This window comes from Gilliamella sp. wkB178 (assembly GCF_001690705.1).
In the GTDB taxonomy this organism is placed as follows: domain Bacteria; phylum Pseudomonadota; class Gammaproteobacteria; order Enterobacterales; family Orbaceae; genus Gilliamella; species Gilliamella apicola_K.
In genome coordinates this window covers 39,684-55,830 of the sequence record NZ_LZGK01000013.1, presented here as the reverse complement: position 1 = coordinate 55,830, position 16,147 = coordinate 39,684, and the positions used below count along the sequence as shown (strand labels likewise).

14 protein-coding genes and 2 pseudogenes are annotated in these 16,147 nt (G+C 32.3%); 6 read left to right on the top strand and 10 right to left on the bottom strand.

Features of this window, described 5'->3' with window-relative positions:
• Positions 1 to 318: 318 nt before the first annotated feature.
• Positions 319 to 732 carry a hypothetical protein gene (locus tag A9G13_RS04525; protein ID WP_065556432.1) on the top strand — a complete coding sequence of 138 codons (414 nt, stop codon included), beginning with the start codon at positions 319 to 321 and terminating at the stop codon, positions 730 to 732.
• 11 nt (positions 733 to 743) lie between these two features.
• Entirely contained in the window at positions 744 to 1,103 is a 360-nt protein-coding gene (frdD, locus tag A9G13_RS04520) for a fumarate reductase subunit FrdD (RefSeq protein ID WP_081301161.1), read from the top strand.
• A gap of 60 nt (positions 1,104 to 1,163) precedes the next feature.
• Here frdD and A9G13_RS04515 read toward each other — a convergent pair whose 3' ends face one another.
• From A9G13_RS04515 to A9G13_RS04495, 5 genes and pseudogenes are all read right to left on the bottom strand, one after another.
• Positions 1,164 to 2,024 (bottom strand): hypothetical protein, encoded by an 861-nt coding sequence (locus A9G13_RS04515; protein WP_065556431.1) that lies wholly within the window; start codon positions 2,022 to 2,024, stop codon positions 1,164 to 1,166.
• Between the two features lie 237 nt (positions 2,025 to 2,261).
• A pseudogene (yejF, locus tag A9G13_RS04510) lies at positions 2,262 to 3,845 on the bottom strand (microcin C ABC transporter ATP-binding protein YejF); the annotation flags it as partial.
• Positions 3,842 to 4,873 carry an ABC transporter permease gene (locus A9G13_RS04505; protein WP_065556429.1) on the bottom strand — a complete coding sequence of 344 codons (1,032 nt, stop codon included), beginning with the start codon at positions 4,871 to 4,873 and terminating at the stop codon, positions 3,842 to 3,844. The gene A9G13_RS04505 and the pseudogene yejF, both read right to left, overlap by 4 nt.
• Positions 4,873 to 5,961: a microcin C ABC transporter permease YejB gene (locus A9G13_RS04500; protein WP_065556428.1), complete on the bottom strand. Its 1,089-nt coding sequence runs from the start codon at positions 5,959 to 5,961 to the stop codon at positions 4,873 to 4,875. The genes A9G13_RS04505 and A9G13_RS04500 overlap by 1 nt, the downstream gene beginning before the upstream one ends.
• Before the next feature lies 1 nt (position 5,962).
• On the bottom strand, positions 5,963 to 7,798 hold the full coding sequence (locus tag A9G13_RS04495; protein WP_065557076.1) for an extracellular solute-binding protein: 1,836 nt from the start codon (positions 7,796 to 7,798) through the stop codon (positions 5,963 to 5,965).
• Positions 7,799 to 8,319: 521 nt separating this feature from the next.
• On the opposite strand from A9G13_RS04495, the pseudogene A9G13_RS04490 reads away from it, so the two are divergent.
• Positions 8,320 to 8,790: pseudogene (locus A9G13_RS04490) on the top strand (GNAT family N-acetyltransferase); the annotation flags it as partial.
• A gap of 75 nt (positions 8,791 to 8,865) precedes the next feature.
• Here the strand turns inward: A9G13_RS04490 and A9G13_RS04485 are convergent.
• The 5 genes from A9G13_RS04485 to A9G13_RS04465 all read right to left on the bottom strand — a co-directional run bounded on the left by A9G13_RS04485 (position 8,866) and on the right by A9G13_RS04465 (position 12,408).
• Entirely contained in the window at positions 8,866 to 9,099 is a 234-nt protein-coding gene (locus A9G13_RS04485; RefSeq protein ID WP_065556426.1) for a hypothetical protein, read from the bottom strand.
• A gap of 43 nt (positions 9,100 to 9,142) precedes the next feature.
• Positions 9,143 to 9,658 carry a ClbS/DfsB family four-helix bundle protein gene (locus A9G13_RS04480; protein WP_065556425.1) on the bottom strand — a complete coding sequence of 172 codons (516 nt, stop codon included), beginning with the start codon at positions 9,656 to 9,658 and terminating at the stop codon, positions 9,143 to 9,145.
• Positions 9,659 to 9,671: 13 nt separating this feature from the next.
• Positions 9,672 to 9,971 carry a chorismate mutase gene (locus tag A9G13_RS04475; protein WP_065556424.1) on the bottom strand — a complete coding sequence of 100 codons (300 nt, stop codon included), beginning with the start codon at positions 9,969 to 9,971 and terminating at the stop codon, positions 9,672 to 9,674.
• 95 nt (positions 9,972 to 10,066) lie between these two features.
• Positions 10,067 to 10,369 (bottom strand): zinc ribbon domain-containing protein, encoded by a 303-nt coding sequence (locus A9G13_RS04470; RefSeq protein ID WP_141670866.1) that lies wholly within the window; start codon positions 10,367 to 10,369, stop codon positions 10,067 to 10,069.
• 119 nt (positions 10,370 to 10,488) lie between these two features.
• Complete coding sequence (locus A9G13_RS04465; protein WP_065556422.1) at positions 10,489 to 12,408, bottom strand: sigma 54-interacting transcriptional regulator; 1,920 nt, start codon at positions 12,406 to 12,408, stop codon at positions 10,489 to 10,491.
• Positions 12,409 to 12,645: 237 nt separating this feature from the next.
• Here A9G13_RS04465 and A9G13_RS04460 point away from each other — a divergent pair, with 237 nt between their 5' ends.
• Genes A9G13_RS04460 through A9G13_RS04450 form a run of 3 tightly spaced genes read left to right on the top strand, consistent with a single transcriptional unit; the run spans position 12,646 to position 16,144 of the window.
• Positions 12,646 to 13,842 carry a CaiB/BaiF CoA transferase family protein gene (locus A9G13_RS04460; RefSeq protein ID WP_065556421.1) on the top strand — a complete coding sequence of 399 codons (1,197 nt, stop codon included), beginning with the start codon at positions 12,646 to 12,648 and terminating at the stop codon, positions 13,840 to 13,842.
• Positions 13,843 to 13,854: 12 nt separating this feature from the next.
• The gene (locus tag A9G13_RS04455) at positions 13,855 to 14,796 is read left to right on the top strand and encodes a hydroxymethylglutaryl-CoA lyase (RefSeq protein ID WP_065556420.1); all 942 of its coding nucleotides are present in this window, start codon (positions 13,855 to 13,857) and stop codon (positions 14,794 to 14,796) included.
• Positions 14,797 to 14,806: 10 nt separating this feature from the next.
• A complete protein-coding gene (locus tag A9G13_RS04450; protein WP_065556419.1) occupies positions 14,807 to 16,144 on the top strand; it encodes an MFS transporter in 1,338 nt (445 codons plus the stop codon).
• Positions 16,145 to 16,147: the final 3 nt, after the last annotated feature.

The following is a 16,147-nucleotide window of genomic DNA, read 5'->3' as shown; positions in this document are numbered from 1 at the left end:
TAAAAAAATTTGTTTTAATATTATTTAATTGTCTAAGAAGATATCGATACTAAATAACTATTGCATATAATTTAAGGTAATAATGACTTGGATCATCTAATTGATTAACTGAATTAATTCTGGCTATTAGCCTTATTTCAATAAAAAGGATTATTGGTGAGACGCACATAATGCGAAGCTTTATATTGTTAAAAACCGATATCATTACCCACTTTAATTTAGTAACCTAAAATAGGTTTACTACTAAAATGTATGTGCAATACTATCGAATAACCATAAATGTAGTTGCACTAAGGTAAAAGTAACATTGAGAGATTTATGAATCCAAAAAATAATGATAAATATCCAAGCAATGATCATCAACTTAATATTCTTCAACCCCAAACGGCGCCCTCACGATTATTTACTATTTTGCGAAGATTAATTCCATTTGCTATGATTTGGGTGAGCCTAGTGTTAATGTTTGGCGTTATTTGCATGTACACCAATGCAATGGGGCAAGATGAATTTTATCGCTTTATCTTTTTTTTACATAATCCAATTGTTGTTGCTCTAAATAGTTTGGCACTATTAATTGCTTTATTACACTCAATACTATGGTTTAATTCGACTTCTAAAATAGCATCTTTAAGTCAGGGTAATCAAAAATCACGGGCATGGTTAATCTCTGCTGGTTTGTGGATCGTAACAATAGCAATATCGATTTATTTACTTCTATTGGTATTGAAATAAGTGGTATTTAAATGATGAAAAATCAACAATCAGAAAATAAACAGTCAAATAGTACCGTCGCTCGGGGATTATTTATACTTGGTGGCACTTGGGCGGCAATTTTTTCGCCAATTGTGATTATTATTATGGCGTATATTATCCCATTTGGTAATGCACTTAGTCGCTCTTATATTCTTAAATTAGTGAACACTGATCTTGGTAGAGTATTTTTATTACTAATGATTTCACTACCAATTTGGTTTGGATTACCCAAAATATTAACTATATTGAATAAATTCAAAATTTATCCCAAACGCGGTAAATTACTTATTTATGCCTTAGCTCTCGCTTGGACTGCTCATGCAATTTTTATTTTATTCGTACGCGTTTAAATTGACTGTATCCCCTAGTAAATAGCGTTATTATGAATAACGCTATTGTAGTTTGAACAACTAATAATAGGTCAGTTCTCTTGTAATATTAATATGTTTATTATCTTGATTTGCCTTTACTTTAGTCGCTGAAAGCCAATCATTTTTATCGTTAAAATTAAAGAATTTAGTTGTATATTGAGTGGCATCTTTACGAGCAAATAAAAAAGATGATTGAATAGAATTAATGCGATTTTCATCATCAAATTGATATAAGAAAGCAGTTTCATTTTTCATGTTGTTACTAAAATCATATAACACATGAGCTAATTGATTTTCTTTATATTCAAAAGTATATTTTGATGATCCATTTTGATTTGTACCAGTAAATTTACCATTGGCATTAATTTCTTTAAGTTGCCATTGAACATTCTTATTAATCAAGCAACTGTTATCATCATAATGGTAAGTATCCGTTTCCACAAAGACAAAATCTAAAGCTTTTTTGGTTTGGAGTGACTGCATAATTCTACCCTGATCATCAGTAGTAAATTGGACAATACTGGTAGTTTTATCCTCTACATCTTCAATAATATTTTCCCAACCAGCAGCATTTTTATGTAAGTGTTCGGAATAAAGCCGTTGATTTTTCCCAGAGTACAGATCATATTTGCTTTGAGAAATTAATCCATTGCGATCATATTCTAGTGTTTGCTTAGCCGTTGTTGCGATACCTTTATCATCAATCATCGTGTTGGTTGTTCTAATTTCTTGCTTTATTCCTTTCACTGGTGTATCAATAAAATCAAGTATCTGAAAAATATAATTATTTGATGAAACAATATTTTCATCAACTTTATTACTGCAAGTAAGTGCTAGCACATTGATTGAAAAAAGTGATAGGCACGGTGTTAATAAAAAAGCTAAAGTTCGTTTGTTCATAATAACTCGCTAACTTAATCAATATATTTATTTGTTAAAAATAATACTATCTTAATATCAGTATATTAAGAATCCTATATAGTTTTATATGGTATCTTACTTTTTCCGCATTAATAAAGCATCAGCCCAATTGACCTCTTTTTGTTGTTTTTTATCCTCTTTTTGGTCTTCTTTTGCTTCTACTTTTGTTATTTTATCAACATGAATGAGTGTCTTGTTTTTAGGTTTTGGTGGTTTATCCAAAAAAGATAGTAATGCTTTAGTATAATCTGTTTCGGGAGAATAAAAGATCTTTTCACGCGATCCTTGCTCAATAATTTTACCGTCTTTCATCACTACAACTTGATGGCACATTGAATAAACTAGTGATAAATCATGACTAATAAACAAGTAACTTAATTGATGTTTTTCTTGTAATGATTTGAGTAAATTGATAATTTGCCGTTGAATTGTGTAATCGAGTGATGACGTTGGCTCATCTAAAATTAACAATTCCGGTTGTAAAATGAGCACTCGGGCAATGGCTATACGTTGTCGTTGACCACCAGAAAATTCCGTTGGATAGCGGAAACGCATATCAGGCTCTAAGCCAACCTCTTGCATTATATCAATAACTGTTTTTTCACGTTCTGCTTTACTTAGTTTTTTATAAGTAACTAAGCCCTCACTAATTATCTGCTCCACATTAAAACGTGGATTAAGTGAAGAAAAAGGATCTTGAAATACTACTTGCATACGGCTACGAAATGGCAACAGTTTTTTTCCGCTTAGATTTTGTATTGGATGGCTATCAAATAAAATATCTCCACGTGATTTAAGCAAACGTAAAATTGCTAAAGCCGTCGTACTCTTACCAGAACCAGATTCGCCAACAATACCAACTGTTTCACCTTGATGAACCGCAAACCCGATATTATCAACAATCTTCCTTTTTTCTGTGCTAAATAGGTGTTTTTTACTTATCACTTCAACATTGAGATGATTAACATTTAGTAATATTCCCGGAGTATCGGGTAATGGCACTGGATCACCTGTTGGTTCAGAATTTAATAATGTTTTAGTATATTCATGTTCTGGACGTAAAAATATACGTTGCCGATTATTACACTCAACAATTTGCCCTTGTTGCATTACCGCAACTTTATCCGCTAGTTTTTTGACAATGCCTAAATTATGCGAAATAAACAACATACTCATGTTGAGTTCATTTTTTAGCTCTTTAAGTAACTGAATGATTTGTGCCTGTACTGATACATCCAATGCAGTTGTTGGTTCATCAGCAATTAATAATTTTGGATGAGTTAAAATTGCCATCGCAATCATTACTCGCTGCCTTTCTCCACCGGATAATTGATGCGGATATGCGGCTAATTTATTTTTAGGTTGTTTAATGCCTACCCGATCAAGATACTGTAAAATTTCAGCACGCGCAGCATTACGGCGTATTCCTCGGTGTAATGATAAGACCTCATACAATTGTTTTTCTACCGTATGTAAAGGATTAAGTGACACCATAGGTTCTTGAAAAATCATGCTAATCTGATTACCACGAACTTTACGTAGTTCTTTTACTGGGGCATTAAGTAACGATTTTTCCGCAAACAAAATATCGCCAGTTGGATAAGTAACTAACTCTTTAGGCAGTAAGCGTAATATTGACAACGCAGTCACACTTTTACCTGATCCTGACTCACCAACTAATGCTAGTGTTTCTTGCTCATTAATATCAAAACTGATATTACTCACAACTTGTAATTGTTCTTTTGCATTTTTACTAAACGCAATACTTAAATCCTGAATCGATAATAAAGGAGAACTCATCGATACCCTCCTTTGTTAGGATCAAATGCATCTCTTACTGCTTCACCAATAAATATTAATAATGACAATAAGGTAGCAATAATTAAAAAAGAACTAATGCCAAGCCACGGTGCTTGTAAATTATTTTTTCCTTGTAGCAATAAACGGCCAAGTGAAGGAGAATCAATCGGTAATCCATAACCTAAAAAATCCAATGAAGTCAGAGTGGTAATTGAACCGCATAATATAAATGGTAAAAAAGTTAATGTTGCAACCATTGCATTTGGTAACATATGGCGGAACATAATTTTACTATCGCTAACCCCCATGGCTTTTGCTGCGCGAATATAATCAAAATTACGGGTGCGTAAAAATTCAGCCCGGACAATACCCACTAAAGCCATCCAGCCAAACAGAACTATAATCCCAAGTAACCACCAAAAATTAAGCGGTAAAATACTGGCTAATAGGATAATCACAAATAATTCCGGTAAGCCACTCCAAATTTCAATCAATCTTTGCCCAATTAAATCAACTTTACCGCCATAATAACCTTGGATAGCACCAATTATCACTCCAATAATCGAGGTAATAACTGTTAAGAAAATAGCAAAAAACATTGAAATTCGAAAACCATACAAAATGTTAGCTAACACATCAAAACCGGCATCAGTGGTTCCTAACCAGTGTGTTGTCGATGGTGGAGTGGGGAAAGTGCTTGGTGTGTCTGCAATTAATGTATTGTAACTATAACGAAATGGTGCCCATAAAATCCAACCATTAGCGTTGATTTTACTTTGGATTGCTGGATCCAAATAATTAGTTTGGGTCTCAAATTGTCCACCAAATTCAGATTCAGGATAAAAATGGAAAATTGGTGAATAGTATTTATCTTGATATTTAATAAAAATTGGTCGGTCATTAACGATAAAATCTGAAAATAGACTAATTACAAAAAAAATCGAGAATAGCCACAAAGAATAATAACCACGGCGATTATGTTTAAATCGTTGCCAACGTTGCTGATTAATAGAATAGTTTGTGGTCATCAGTTGCGAACCTCAAAATCAATACGCGGATCAATCATCATATAAGATAAATCAGATAACAATTTAGTTATAAGTCCAATTAAGGTAAAGATATACAGTGAACCAAAAATTACCGGATAATCACGCTGAATAATGGCTTCATAGCCTAATAGCCCAAGCCCATTAAGTGAAAAAATAATTTCAATCAATAACGAACCAGTAAATAAAATCCCAACAAATGCAGCAGGAAAGCCTGAAATAATTAATAAAGTGGCATTACGAAATACATGTTTATACAAAATCTGCCGTTCACTTAATCCTTTGGCACGTGCAGTAATAACATATTGTTTGCGAATTTCATCTAAAAATGAGTTTTTAGTCAACATTGTTAATGATGCAAAACCACTAACTACCATAGCTATAGTTGGTAAACAAATATGCCAAGCATAGTCTTTAACTTTACCCCATAGATCAAGTTGCTCAAAATGGTTGGAAACTAATCCGCGCAGCGGGAAAATATCCCAATAACTACCACCCGCAAATAAAACGATTAGTAATACTGCCAATAAAAAAGGTGGTATGGCATAACCAATAGTAATCAGAGTACTTGACCAAAAATCAAAAGTTGAACCATCTTTAACTGCTTTACGAATACCTAAAGGGATGGAAATTAAATAAACAATTATGGTACTCCAAAGCCCTAATGAAATTGAAACAGGTAAACTTTTAGCAATTAGACCTAGTACCGATTCATTTTTAAAAAAACTATTACCAAAATCAAAAAGCACATACTTTTTAAGTGTTTCCAAATAACGTTCCATAATAGGTTTATCAAAACCATATTGTTTTTCTATCATCGCCACAATTTGTGGATCAAGACCACGCGAGCCTCGATAATTAGATTCGTTTTTAGGTTGCTGTAATGGTACCGCGGCACTCCCCCCTCCTGGTAATAATCCTTGACCAGTTTGTGGACCGTTCTCAATCATGGATAATGCTTGATCAACCGGGCCGCCAGGTGCTACTTGCACAATAAAGAAGTTGATCGTTAAAATCACAAATAGCGTAGGAATAATCAATAATAAGCGACGAATAAAATAATTTAGCATATTAATGTTCCCGATTCTTTGACAGGTTGGCTACTTTATCAACATCATACCACCAACTATCGATGCCAATACCATAAATTGGTTTTATAGCTGGCTGACCAAATTTGTTCCAAAATGCGTAATAAGTTTTACTGTTATACCACATTGGGATCATTGGATATTCTTGAGTTAATATTCTATCTAGCGCTCGTCCGAGTGGAATTAATTCTTCTTGGTTGTCCACATTCTTAATTATCTCGGCAATGATGTTATCAATGGCTTCATTGTGTAAACCCGAACCATTCCAAGACGAATTAAGGTATTGGCTGCCCCAACTGATCATTAAGTTTGAAGTTGGGTAATTCACCGCATAATAATTACGTGGCGCCATATCATAATCTCGTTCACGTATACGACGAATAAATTGCGCATGATCCAAGGTTGTAATTTTCATGGTGATCCCTAAACGGGCCAAATTTTGCTGAAAAGGAATAGCATATTTAATATCATCACCAAGATCAGCAATCAGTTCAAACTCAAAAGGTTGTCCTGTTTCAGCATTGAAAAGTTTCCCCTCTTTAATAACCCACCCAGCTTGTTTTAATAATTCACTGGCTTTTAATAAATTGTCGCGGTTAAACCCCTTGCCATCACTTTTGGGTACATAATAAGCATTATCAAACACACGCTCAGGAATAATATGCTTATAAGGCGTTAGCCATTTTAATTCTTGTTCACTTGGTTTACCTATCGCCGCATAAATAGTATTTTCAAAAAAGCTGTAAGGCCTTTTATAGCTTTCATAATAAAAAGCTCGGTTTAGCCATTCGAAATCAAAAGCTAAAGTTATTGCTTCGCGAATTTTGATATCTTTAAATAGATCTTTTTGCAAATTGAAAGCTAACCACCGACTATCTGTAGCTGTTTGTACCGGTTTTTCTTGTTTTATAATCTCGTTGGCATCAAAATATTTACCTTCATATTGAGTAAACCAATTTTTAGGCTGGGATTCACCACGGAAATCGTATTCGCCCGCCTTAAATGCTTCCAAGGCAATACTATTGTCCATGTAGTACTCAATACGCTTTTCATCAAAATTATATAAGCCTTTATTAATCGGCAAATTAGTCGCCCAATAATTAGGATTACGCTTGTAAACCACATATTGTCCCATCTTATAGTCACTAATATAGTAAGGACCACTACCAATTGGTGGGGTGCTAAGTGGTTCCGAAAAATCATGATCTTGCCAAAAATGTTTGGGAATAACCGGAATATTACCAACAAAAGAAAGTAATTTTTCGCGGTCAGTAGCAGGCAAATCAATACGTACTCGATTATTATCTATTGCTTTAACTGTTACCCCTTGATTGTAGACTCGATATTGAGGAACACCTTCAGTCATAAATTTATGAAAGGTAAAAGCCACATCTTCAGCAGTGATCGGTTTACCATCTTGAAAACGCGCATCGGGGTTAATGGTAACTTCCGCCCAACGATAACTATCTGAATAAGTTATCGAAATGGCAATAAGTGGATAAAAGCTAGTAATATCGTCGGCGGTATTAGTAAAAAGAGTGTCGTACAGAGAGGCCGAATTTAGTTCAGGAACACCTCGACTAGCAAATCGATTAAAATTATCAAAATTACCTATCTCAGCTAATTTTATGATTCCACCTTTATAAGCATTAGGATTAGCATACTCAAGATGATCAAAATCATCGGCATATTTAGGCTCACCCAATAATGAAAACACTTTTTGACGATAAACTTTCTCTGTTGTTGAATGTAAACCAGCGTTTGCAGATGATGAAGTTGCTTCCGTTGTATCTATTACTGGTTGTGGTTCAGATGACATTGGTAGTTCTTGATCAGCATAAACAGGCACAGAAAAAACAACTAATCCACTCAGGCAACTAAGTAGGAACAATGCTAGTATTTTTTGTTTAATCTGTTTAATCATCCTAATTTAATTCCTGGTTTATCAAATGTTTGAGGAAAATTGTGTTTAATTTGTCACTCAAATTTTACTAATACTCATTATTAACGATGTCATTTTTACTAATTAAGTTGTCTATTTTGCCAAACTTCAATCGAATGAGCAAAACCTAATTAATAATCTTAGAAATAAGTTATAATATTACCGTAGGTAATCGTTTTAAATTATTCATGTTTAATTGATTTACAATACAAAAAATGAAATCACTCTTTGTAAAGATGTTTCAGGAGAACATAATGTTTTAGTATATAATTAAATCATAACATGCTAAATCCTTCGAGTTAAAATTAGACTTTCTTTTTATAGTAAATAAGTTATATTAATTGTTAAAAATCATACGTAATACTAATAAATTAGCGTTGATGAGTTAAAACAAATTAGAGGCAAAAATGATTGAGATTGTTCCTTACCAAGCAGGTTACCAAGTAATGTTTAGAGCATTAAATGAAGAGTGGATTAAAAATTACTTCGAAATGGAAGAATCAGACTACAAAGCACTAGATAACCCTCAAGAATATATTTTAGACAATGGTGGGCACATCTTTATTGCTTTATTAGAAAATGTACCGGTGGGTTGCTGTGCTTTAATTAAAATGAATAATAACAATTATGATTATGAGTTAGCAAAAATGGCGGTATCACCTAAAGCTCAAGGGAAACAAATCGGCTTTCTTTTAGGAAAAACTGCCTTAGATAAGGCGAAAGAACTCGGTGCTAAAAAAATCTATTTAGAAAGTAATACCAAATTAAAACCAGCAATAGGGCTTTATCAAAAACTCGGATTTAAACAAATTTTTGGCTTACCATCACCTTACCAACGTTGTGATATTCAAATGGAATATATATTGTAAAAACTATCTATTCTACTAAATAGTTAATGAATTGAATTTTGCTAATAACGAAAAATGGTTAAGCAAATATAATCACTATGATTGTTTTACCAATGTTAATATATTCAATATAGCCGTTTTAGCCTGATGGCTATTTTTCCAACAACTGGATCCGGTTAGTAGTGCGCCTTTATTAAGAATTTCTTCTAATGAAGAATTGCGTAATTTAGCAAAGGAATCGAGCTCCATTTGTTCAAGACGCTCGATTATTTTGGTTCCAACAAACTTCAATGCCACTAGTTGATTATATTCTTGTTCTGAAAAAGCCATAATTTCCCTCTTAAGCAATGTTGAAAAAATGTTTAAAATTATCTTAAATTGCAGTATTTAATTTTTTCCATTTCCTGATTTTGGTTCTAAATGATTTAAAAGGTGCGACTGAGTTAATGTGAATAAACTTCGCAACAGTCCAAGCTTCAGGATAGGGTTTAGTCCAATTACGATTATCTTTGGTAAAGAGTGTCGCTTCACTTAAGGACTCAATCCAACGATTCCATATGTCAATTTGTTGTTTAAATGACAGGATTAACTCTTGTAACGATAAGCTTTGATAGGTTTTATAAAATTCTTGATAAAGATCACCTAACCGATTCCATTTATAACCCGGAGCCGGTAATACTGGATTGTCACCGGCAAGTTCTTGATCATCCCAAGATTTAACTAAATTTAACCAACCAAGTTGATAAGCAAGCATTTGTGAGGGTGTGCGATCGACACCGTCAACTAAAACATTTTTTTGCGACTCAGGAATCGAACTAAATTCATCAATAAATAATTGAGCCGTTTTATTAATTTCAGTTAATAACTGCTGTTTATTCGTATATCCCATGTGCAAACTCTATTTATTGTTCTTTATTATTGAAATGCTTCAATTCTTCATTAATAAAATATCTAACTAAATCGGCGTAAAGGTCTTTAATAATATCACCATTTAATCCTAACTCTATAGCCCACTGTTTGCGCTGCTCTAGCATGCTATTAAAGCGCGCTTTTGCTTGAACTTCGTTAGTATTTTTTTTGAATTTACTTGCAGCTTTCACATAAGTAAAGCGTGTAGCTAATAGTTGGATAACACTATGATCAATATTATCTATTTCAGTACGAATATCCTTCATATCTAAGCATTGTTCTGGTGTTTTCATAAGATTGTATTTCCTAGTAATGACTTATAATTGTAACTAAATTAATTAGCAAAACTCGTTTAGACACAATTAGTTACATTAATTAATATTATTCATTATTTACAAAATAGTTTTTTAAATTCCTCATCGGAAAGCATTTCACCTTTTAAGCAAGCTGACGGATTATTTTTCCAATAAGGAAGCAACGTCATATTTTTTCTAACTATTTTTTCAGCATATTCTTTAGGATAGTTTTCTTCATTTATAAAATACTCAACGCCACCTTTAAAAATATCTTCACATGACTTTACTTGTTTTTGGTCGTCAACACAATAAATACAAAAATCACCATCCGCATTATGAAGTGCTATAAACTCTTCTTTTTCAAGTGGCATTGAACAAGCTACACAGAATTTCATCTTTACGTCCTTATATAGTTTAATTAGGATTATTTGACTACTAATTTTAATTTTTTCTTTTTTATCTTTATTAATTAACTTTTTACTCACCTTTTTGTTAGTAATTCAGCGCGACAATATTAAGTTATATTATTCAATTTACGCCATAAACTCATTTTACTTATACCTAATTTTTTTATTACTTTATTTTGATCTTGTCTATAAACATCCATATAGTATTTGATTATTTTATTTTCCATATTTTGAATAATTTGTTTTAAATTCCCTTTTTCTATGTCGATAATTAGTGAAAAATCAGAACAATTCTCTGTGACTACTTTGTTTAGAGCAAAGCCTGTTAATTCTAAGATTTCAATCCAATTCAAATTAGGAAAACTATCAGATAATAATGATAAACGATCAATAAGTTGCTTAAGTTCTCTAACATTACCTTTCCATTGATAATATTTAAAATTATCTAAGAATTGATCAAGCTTAGGTAAATCTTGTTGTTTTTTTAGAAATGATTTTGCCAAATATAAAATATCACCTTTGCGTTCACGTAAAGGTGGTAATGTTAAAGGTAAAACATTTAAACGATGAAAAAGATCCGTTCTAAACAAATTTTCTGCACACATTTTCTCAAGATTTCTATTCGTTGCACTAATAATTCGGATATTGATAGGAATAACATCTTTACCCCCAATACGCATAATCTCATATTCTTGTAATACTCTTAATAATCTACTTTGCAGTAATTTGGGTAATTCACCGACTTCATCCAAAAATAATGTTCCATTATGAGCTAGTTCAATTAATCCTTCTTTACCATCTTTTTTCGCTCCAGTAAAAGCCCCTCCTTCATAACCAAATAATTCTGATTCTAAAAGATTTTCAGGAATGGCAGCACAATTAATCGCGACAAAAGGACCTTTATTACATTGACTTGCTAAATGAATACTTTGCGCAAATAATTCCTTCCCTGTTCCAGATTCACCATAAAGTAGTATTGGAGCATCAGTTCTAGAATAAATCTTAGCTAACGAAATAATCTTCTTTAAGTTTTTATCTTGAGTTTGTATATCATCAAATTTGTATTTTGCATTAAATCCCTTTTTTACTAATTTACCACGAATAATTCTCTCTGCCTTTTGGATTTGAGGAGTTTCTGAAAAAGAACAAACAACACCAATACATTTATTTGCATTAAAAATAGGAATTCTACTAGTAATAATTAAAGTGTTTCCTATATCTTGTAATTCTCCAATTTCTGGGGAACGATTTAATAATACCTGATTTATACGTGTATTTTTAACAATGAGGTCAACTTGCTTACCAATTGCATTAGATGCAGTTAAATTAAAAATTCTTTCTGCTGCTTTGTTGAAAATTAAAATTGTATTGCGTTCATCAGTAACAATGATACCTTCATTTATAGAAGAAAGAATACTTTCTAATCTAGCTAAATAATTATATTGTCGTTGTTTAGTTTCTATTATTGCTTTTGCTTCCCTTAAAGCATTATCTATAGACTCAGTTCCATTTTCAATAAGTGCCGCTTTTAAGTTATTTCTTTTAGCGGCAAAATAAACAGGTGTTCCTCCAATGATTAAGTCATATTTTTTTTTCTTACAAATATCAATGTTGTTTTCAATATCTTGTGAATTATGGAAAATATATTCATCAATCTTTATACCCATTGCTTGAGCAATTTCTTCTACAGAAGGTAAATAGCTACCAAAATTGAAATATGCGATTTTTGTTACCTGATTTTTATAAGGCATAATTGATCGTAATAGGTCTAAAGCCGTTGTTATAATTCTAACTACTGGAATTTCAGTAGTCTTATCAATAAAATCTGCTGTTCCTCCTCGACTTAAAATCACATCATAAATATCAGGATTGAGAGTCTGTGCTATTTGCGCAGCTATATCTAATGAACCATGAAAAACATGGCAATTAAATTGTCCTAATGATTGTTGCGAGACTCCATGACTCAAATTTTGATATGGAGTTATAAGTGCCAAATTAGGTAAATTTGGTTCATTCTGTTTATACATAGGTCTTTTTTACCATTAAATATAATAAAGTATTATCAGTCTTATGCTTTTATATCAAATACGATAAGAATATCAAATTTGATATCTTTATTTTGTGATGTAAATTTTTAATTATTTAAAATAACAATATTTTTCATATAGATATATTTCCTGACAATTCATTTTCTCTGTTGGCACATAAATTGCTGAATATCCATTGCAATAAAATCAACTATTTTTTTTAAAAGGAGAAAAATGATGTCAAGTTATTCAGGTGTTTTAAGTGGAGTTAAGGTTCTTGATTTAACTCGTGTTCTAGCAGGACCTTATTGTGGAATGTTACTGGCTGATATGGGTGCTGATGTAATTAAAATTGAAATGCCAGGTAAAGGAGATGATTCTCGTGCTAACGCACCACAAGTTAATGGTGAAAGTGCTTATTTTATGAATCTGAATCGTAATAAACGAGGGATCACATTAAACCTTAAAAGTGATAAGGGTAAACAACTCTTTCTTGAAATGGTTAAAACCAGCGATATTGTGTTAGAAAATTATCGACCGGGTGTGATGAGAAAACTAGGCTTAGATTATGAAGATCTAAAAAAAGTTAATCCTGCTATTGTTTATGGTGCTGTATCAGGTTTTGGTCACTACGGACCTTATTCACAAAGAGCTGGTTATGACATTATAGGCCAAGCCATGAGTGGTTTGATGAGTACAACTGGTTGGCCAGATTCACCGCCCACTCGTACTGGTACTGCAATTGCTGATGTAGCTGGTGGAATGAGTTGTGCAATTGGCATTTTGGCAGCATACATAAATCGATTAAAAACAGGAATTGGAGATAAAGTTGACATTTCTCTTGTCGATTCAATGGTTTCATCATTAGAAATCATTAATATGATTTATCTATGTTCTGGTCGAATACCTACGAGAATTGGTAATCGTTATGAAGCAATCTATCCTTACGATTCATTTAAAGCTGCAAACGGTTTTGTAATTATTGCTTGTGGTAACGACAAATTATTTAATTTATTAAAAGAGGTATTAAAAATAGATGCATTAGAAGATGAACGGTTTAGTAACAATATTAAACGTGTTGAAAATCATGCAGTATTAAAACCTATTATAGAAAATTGGACCCAAACTAAAAATATAGATGAAATTGTCGATTTACTACTTAAAGTAGGCATCCCATCGGCACCAATAAATACAATTGATCGTGTAACTAAAGATCCTCATATAGCAGTAGCTCGTGAAATGTTTATTGAAACGGTACATCCAGTTGCTGGGAAAATAACTTTAACTGGTAATCAAATTAAATTTACTAATAAAAAAACCTCTATTCGTTCTCCTGCACCATTATTAGGTCAACACAACGCTGAAGTGTTGAAAGAATTTTTCAATTTTGATGACGCAACAATTGAAGAATTAAAAAATAACGGAATTTTATAGAGGATTGGAAAAATGTCTAAAATATGTTTTCAAAAAATAAGAATTACAGAAGTTGGTCCAAGAGATGGGTTTCAAAATATTAAACACCATATTGCTACTGAAATAAAAATTAAAATAATTAAACAGCTTATAGAATCAGGTATAAAAAAAATGGAAATAACCTCAATGGTTAGCCCTAAAGCAATACCGCAACTAGCTGATTCAAAGGAGGTAATCAATGAAGTATTAACTCTTTTTCCTAATCTCATTTCTCATGTGCTTGTACCTAATTTGAAAGGAGCTCAAATAGTTTATGATTTAGGAATACGACATATAAATTATGTTATTTCCGTCAGTCCTGCACATAACAAAGCCAATATAAATCGAACTCATGAAGAGTCTATTGAAGGAATGAAAGTAATACGCCAAGATTTTCCGGATATGGATTTTACTCTTTCATTAGCAACAGTGTTTGGATGTCCATTTATTGGTGCAACTAGCCTTTATATTCTATTAAAATTAATTGAACAGGCTCATCAAGTTGGAATTAATGCTATTACTTTGTGCGATACAATTGGAGTTGCAAATCCAGCACAAACGCAACAAATTCTGACTATATTGAAGAATGAATTTCCTGATATAGACATAGGTATGCACATGCACAATACGCATGGAATGGCGTTAGCTAATATGCTAGTAGGGTTAAATAATGGTATTTCTCGTTTTGAAACAGCGATAGGTGGATTGGGTGGATGTCCATTTGCACCTGGAGCAGCTGGAAATGCAGCTACAGAAGACTTAGTCAATATGCTCAACCGCATGGGTTACGAAACTGATATATCTATCCCAAACCTTTTGTTATGTAATGAAACAATAAAACAATATGTTGAACCTAATCTATTAAGTAGCCTTTCAAAAGCTAGGCTTTATGACGAATTCAACTTTAATGCTAAATTATTGCCAATCGGTGAATAGGAGAATTTTTATGAATAATTTAAGTAAAACTATAAAGATGTCTCACTATCGTTGGTACGTAATGAGTTTTATTTTCATAATTTATACTGTTGCAAATGCAGATAGAGCCAATATAGGTTTCGCTATTCCTTATATTCAAAAAGAATACGATTTAAGTAATACGATGGCAGGTTTATTAATTAGTCTATTTTTCGCAGGTTATGCATTATTTCAAATACCATCTGGTTTTTTAACCAAAAAGTTTGGGACTAGAAAAATGTATTCACTAGGTATGTTTTTTACTTCAGTTTGTACCGGTCTAATGGGTTTAGTTAATTCTGTTTTAATGCTTAAATTTTTAAGACTACTTGTAGGTATTTGTGAAGCTCCAGTTGTTATTGGTTCTACAGCAACAATAAATCAATGGTTCCCTGCGAAAGAAAAAGGTACTGCAACAGGTCTATTTTTAGCTGGTTCAAAAGTTGGCCCGTTAATTGTACCCCCTCTATGTGCATGGATTATTATGACTTTAGGTTGGCGTTATATATTTGTTTTCTTTGCAATTCCTGGACTTATCTTTTCTATATTTTGGTATGTTATGGTTAGAGATAAACCAGAAGAAAGCCGTTTTGTTAATAAAGCTGAAGCGGATTATATTAGAGAGGATAGCTTAACATTAAACAATGTTGATAAAGCAACATCACTTCCTGAATTCAAATTTACTTGGTTAGATAAATTTATTAGAACTAAAAAAGTTCCAGAATTAACATCTTCCAAAGAAGTTTTTAAATGTTGGGATATTTATGGTGCTGCACTAGGTTATTTTACAATGGTTGGTATTGTAAGTATCCTAATGTCTTGGTTACCAAAATACTTAATTTCTGAACGTGGATTTGATCTTTATAGTTCTGCTGGTTTAGCCGCAGCTCCATTTTTAGGGACTGTATTAGGCAATTTTTTTGGTGGATTGTTATCTGATAGAGTTTTTAACAAAAGAAGAAAACCATTGATGCTAATAAGTGCTGGGATTACTATTTTTACAATGTATTCTTTAGTTTATGCTCCAGAAAATAAAATACTTTTAGCTTGTATGCTATTTGGATTAGGACTTTTTCTTTCTTTAGGTTACTCTGCTTTTTCAGTTTATGCTATGGGGCGTGTAGATAAAGCTACTTACCCAATTGCGTATGGGGTAATAAACATGGGTGGACAATTAGGCGGTACTATAATGCCATTTATTGTTGGTGTTATTCTAGATAAATTTCATTGGAACGCGGTATTTATGACAATGGCGGGATTTTGTGTTTTTTGCTTTATTTTTGTAATGTCAATTATTGAACCATTACCAAAAGGTGTTAAGGTTGTATAGCAT

Bases quoted from the DNA above. Each gene is read 5' to 3' on its own strand.
- A9G13_RS04525 (WP_065556432.1), top strand. From the start codon at position 319: ATGAATCCAAAAAATAATGATAAATATCCAAGCAATGATCATCAACTT.
- frdD (WP_081301161.1), top strand. From the start codon at position 744: ATGATGAAAAATCAACAATCAGAAAATAAACAGTCAAATAGTACCGTC.
- A9G13_RS04515 (WP_065556431.1), bottom strand. From the start codon at position 2,024: ATGAACAAACGAACTTTAGCTTTTTTATTAACACCGTGCCTATCACTT.
- A9G13_RS04505 (WP_065556429.1), bottom strand. From the start codon at position 4,873: ATGACCACAAACTATTCTATTAATCAGCAACGTTGGCAACGATTTAAA.
- A9G13_RS04500 (WP_065556428.1), bottom strand. From the start codon at position 5,961: ATGCTAAATTATTTTATTCGTCGCTTATTATTGATTATTCCTACGCTA.
- A9G13_RS04495 (WP_065557076.1), bottom strand. From the start codon at position 7,798: ATGTCATCTGAACCACAACCAGTAATAGATACAACGGAAGCAACTTCA.
- A9G13_RS04485 (WP_065556426.1), bottom strand. From the start codon at position 9,099: ATGGCTTTTTCAGAACAAGAATATAATCAACTAGTGGCATTGAAGTTT.
- A9G13_RS04480 (WP_065556425.1), bottom strand. From the start codon at position 9,658: ATGGGATATACGAATAAACAGCAGTTATTAACTGAAATTAATAAAACG.
- A9G13_RS04475 (WP_065556424.1), bottom strand. From the start codon at position 9,971: ATGAAAACACCAGAACAATGCTTAGATATGAAGGATATTCGTACTGAA.
- A9G13_RS04470 (WP_141670866.1), bottom strand. From the start codon at position 10,369: ATGAAATTCTGTGTAGCTTGTTCAATGCCACTTGAAAAAGAAGAGTTT.
- A9G13_RS04465 (WP_065556422.1), bottom strand. From the start codon at position 12,408: ATGTATAAACAGAATGAACCAAATTTACCTAATTTGGCACTTATAACT.
- A9G13_RS04460 (WP_065556421.1), top strand. From the start codon at position 12,646: ATGTCAAGTTATTCAGGTGTTTTAAGTGGAGTTAAGGTTCTTGATTTA.
- A9G13_RS04455 (WP_065556420.1), top strand. From the start codon at position 13,855: ATGTCTAAAATATGTTTTCAAAAAATAAGAATTACAGAAGTTGGTCCA.
- A9G13_RS04450 (WP_065556419.1), top strand. From the start codon at position 14,807: ATGAATAATTTAAGTAAAACTATAAAGATGTCTCACTATCGTTGGTAC.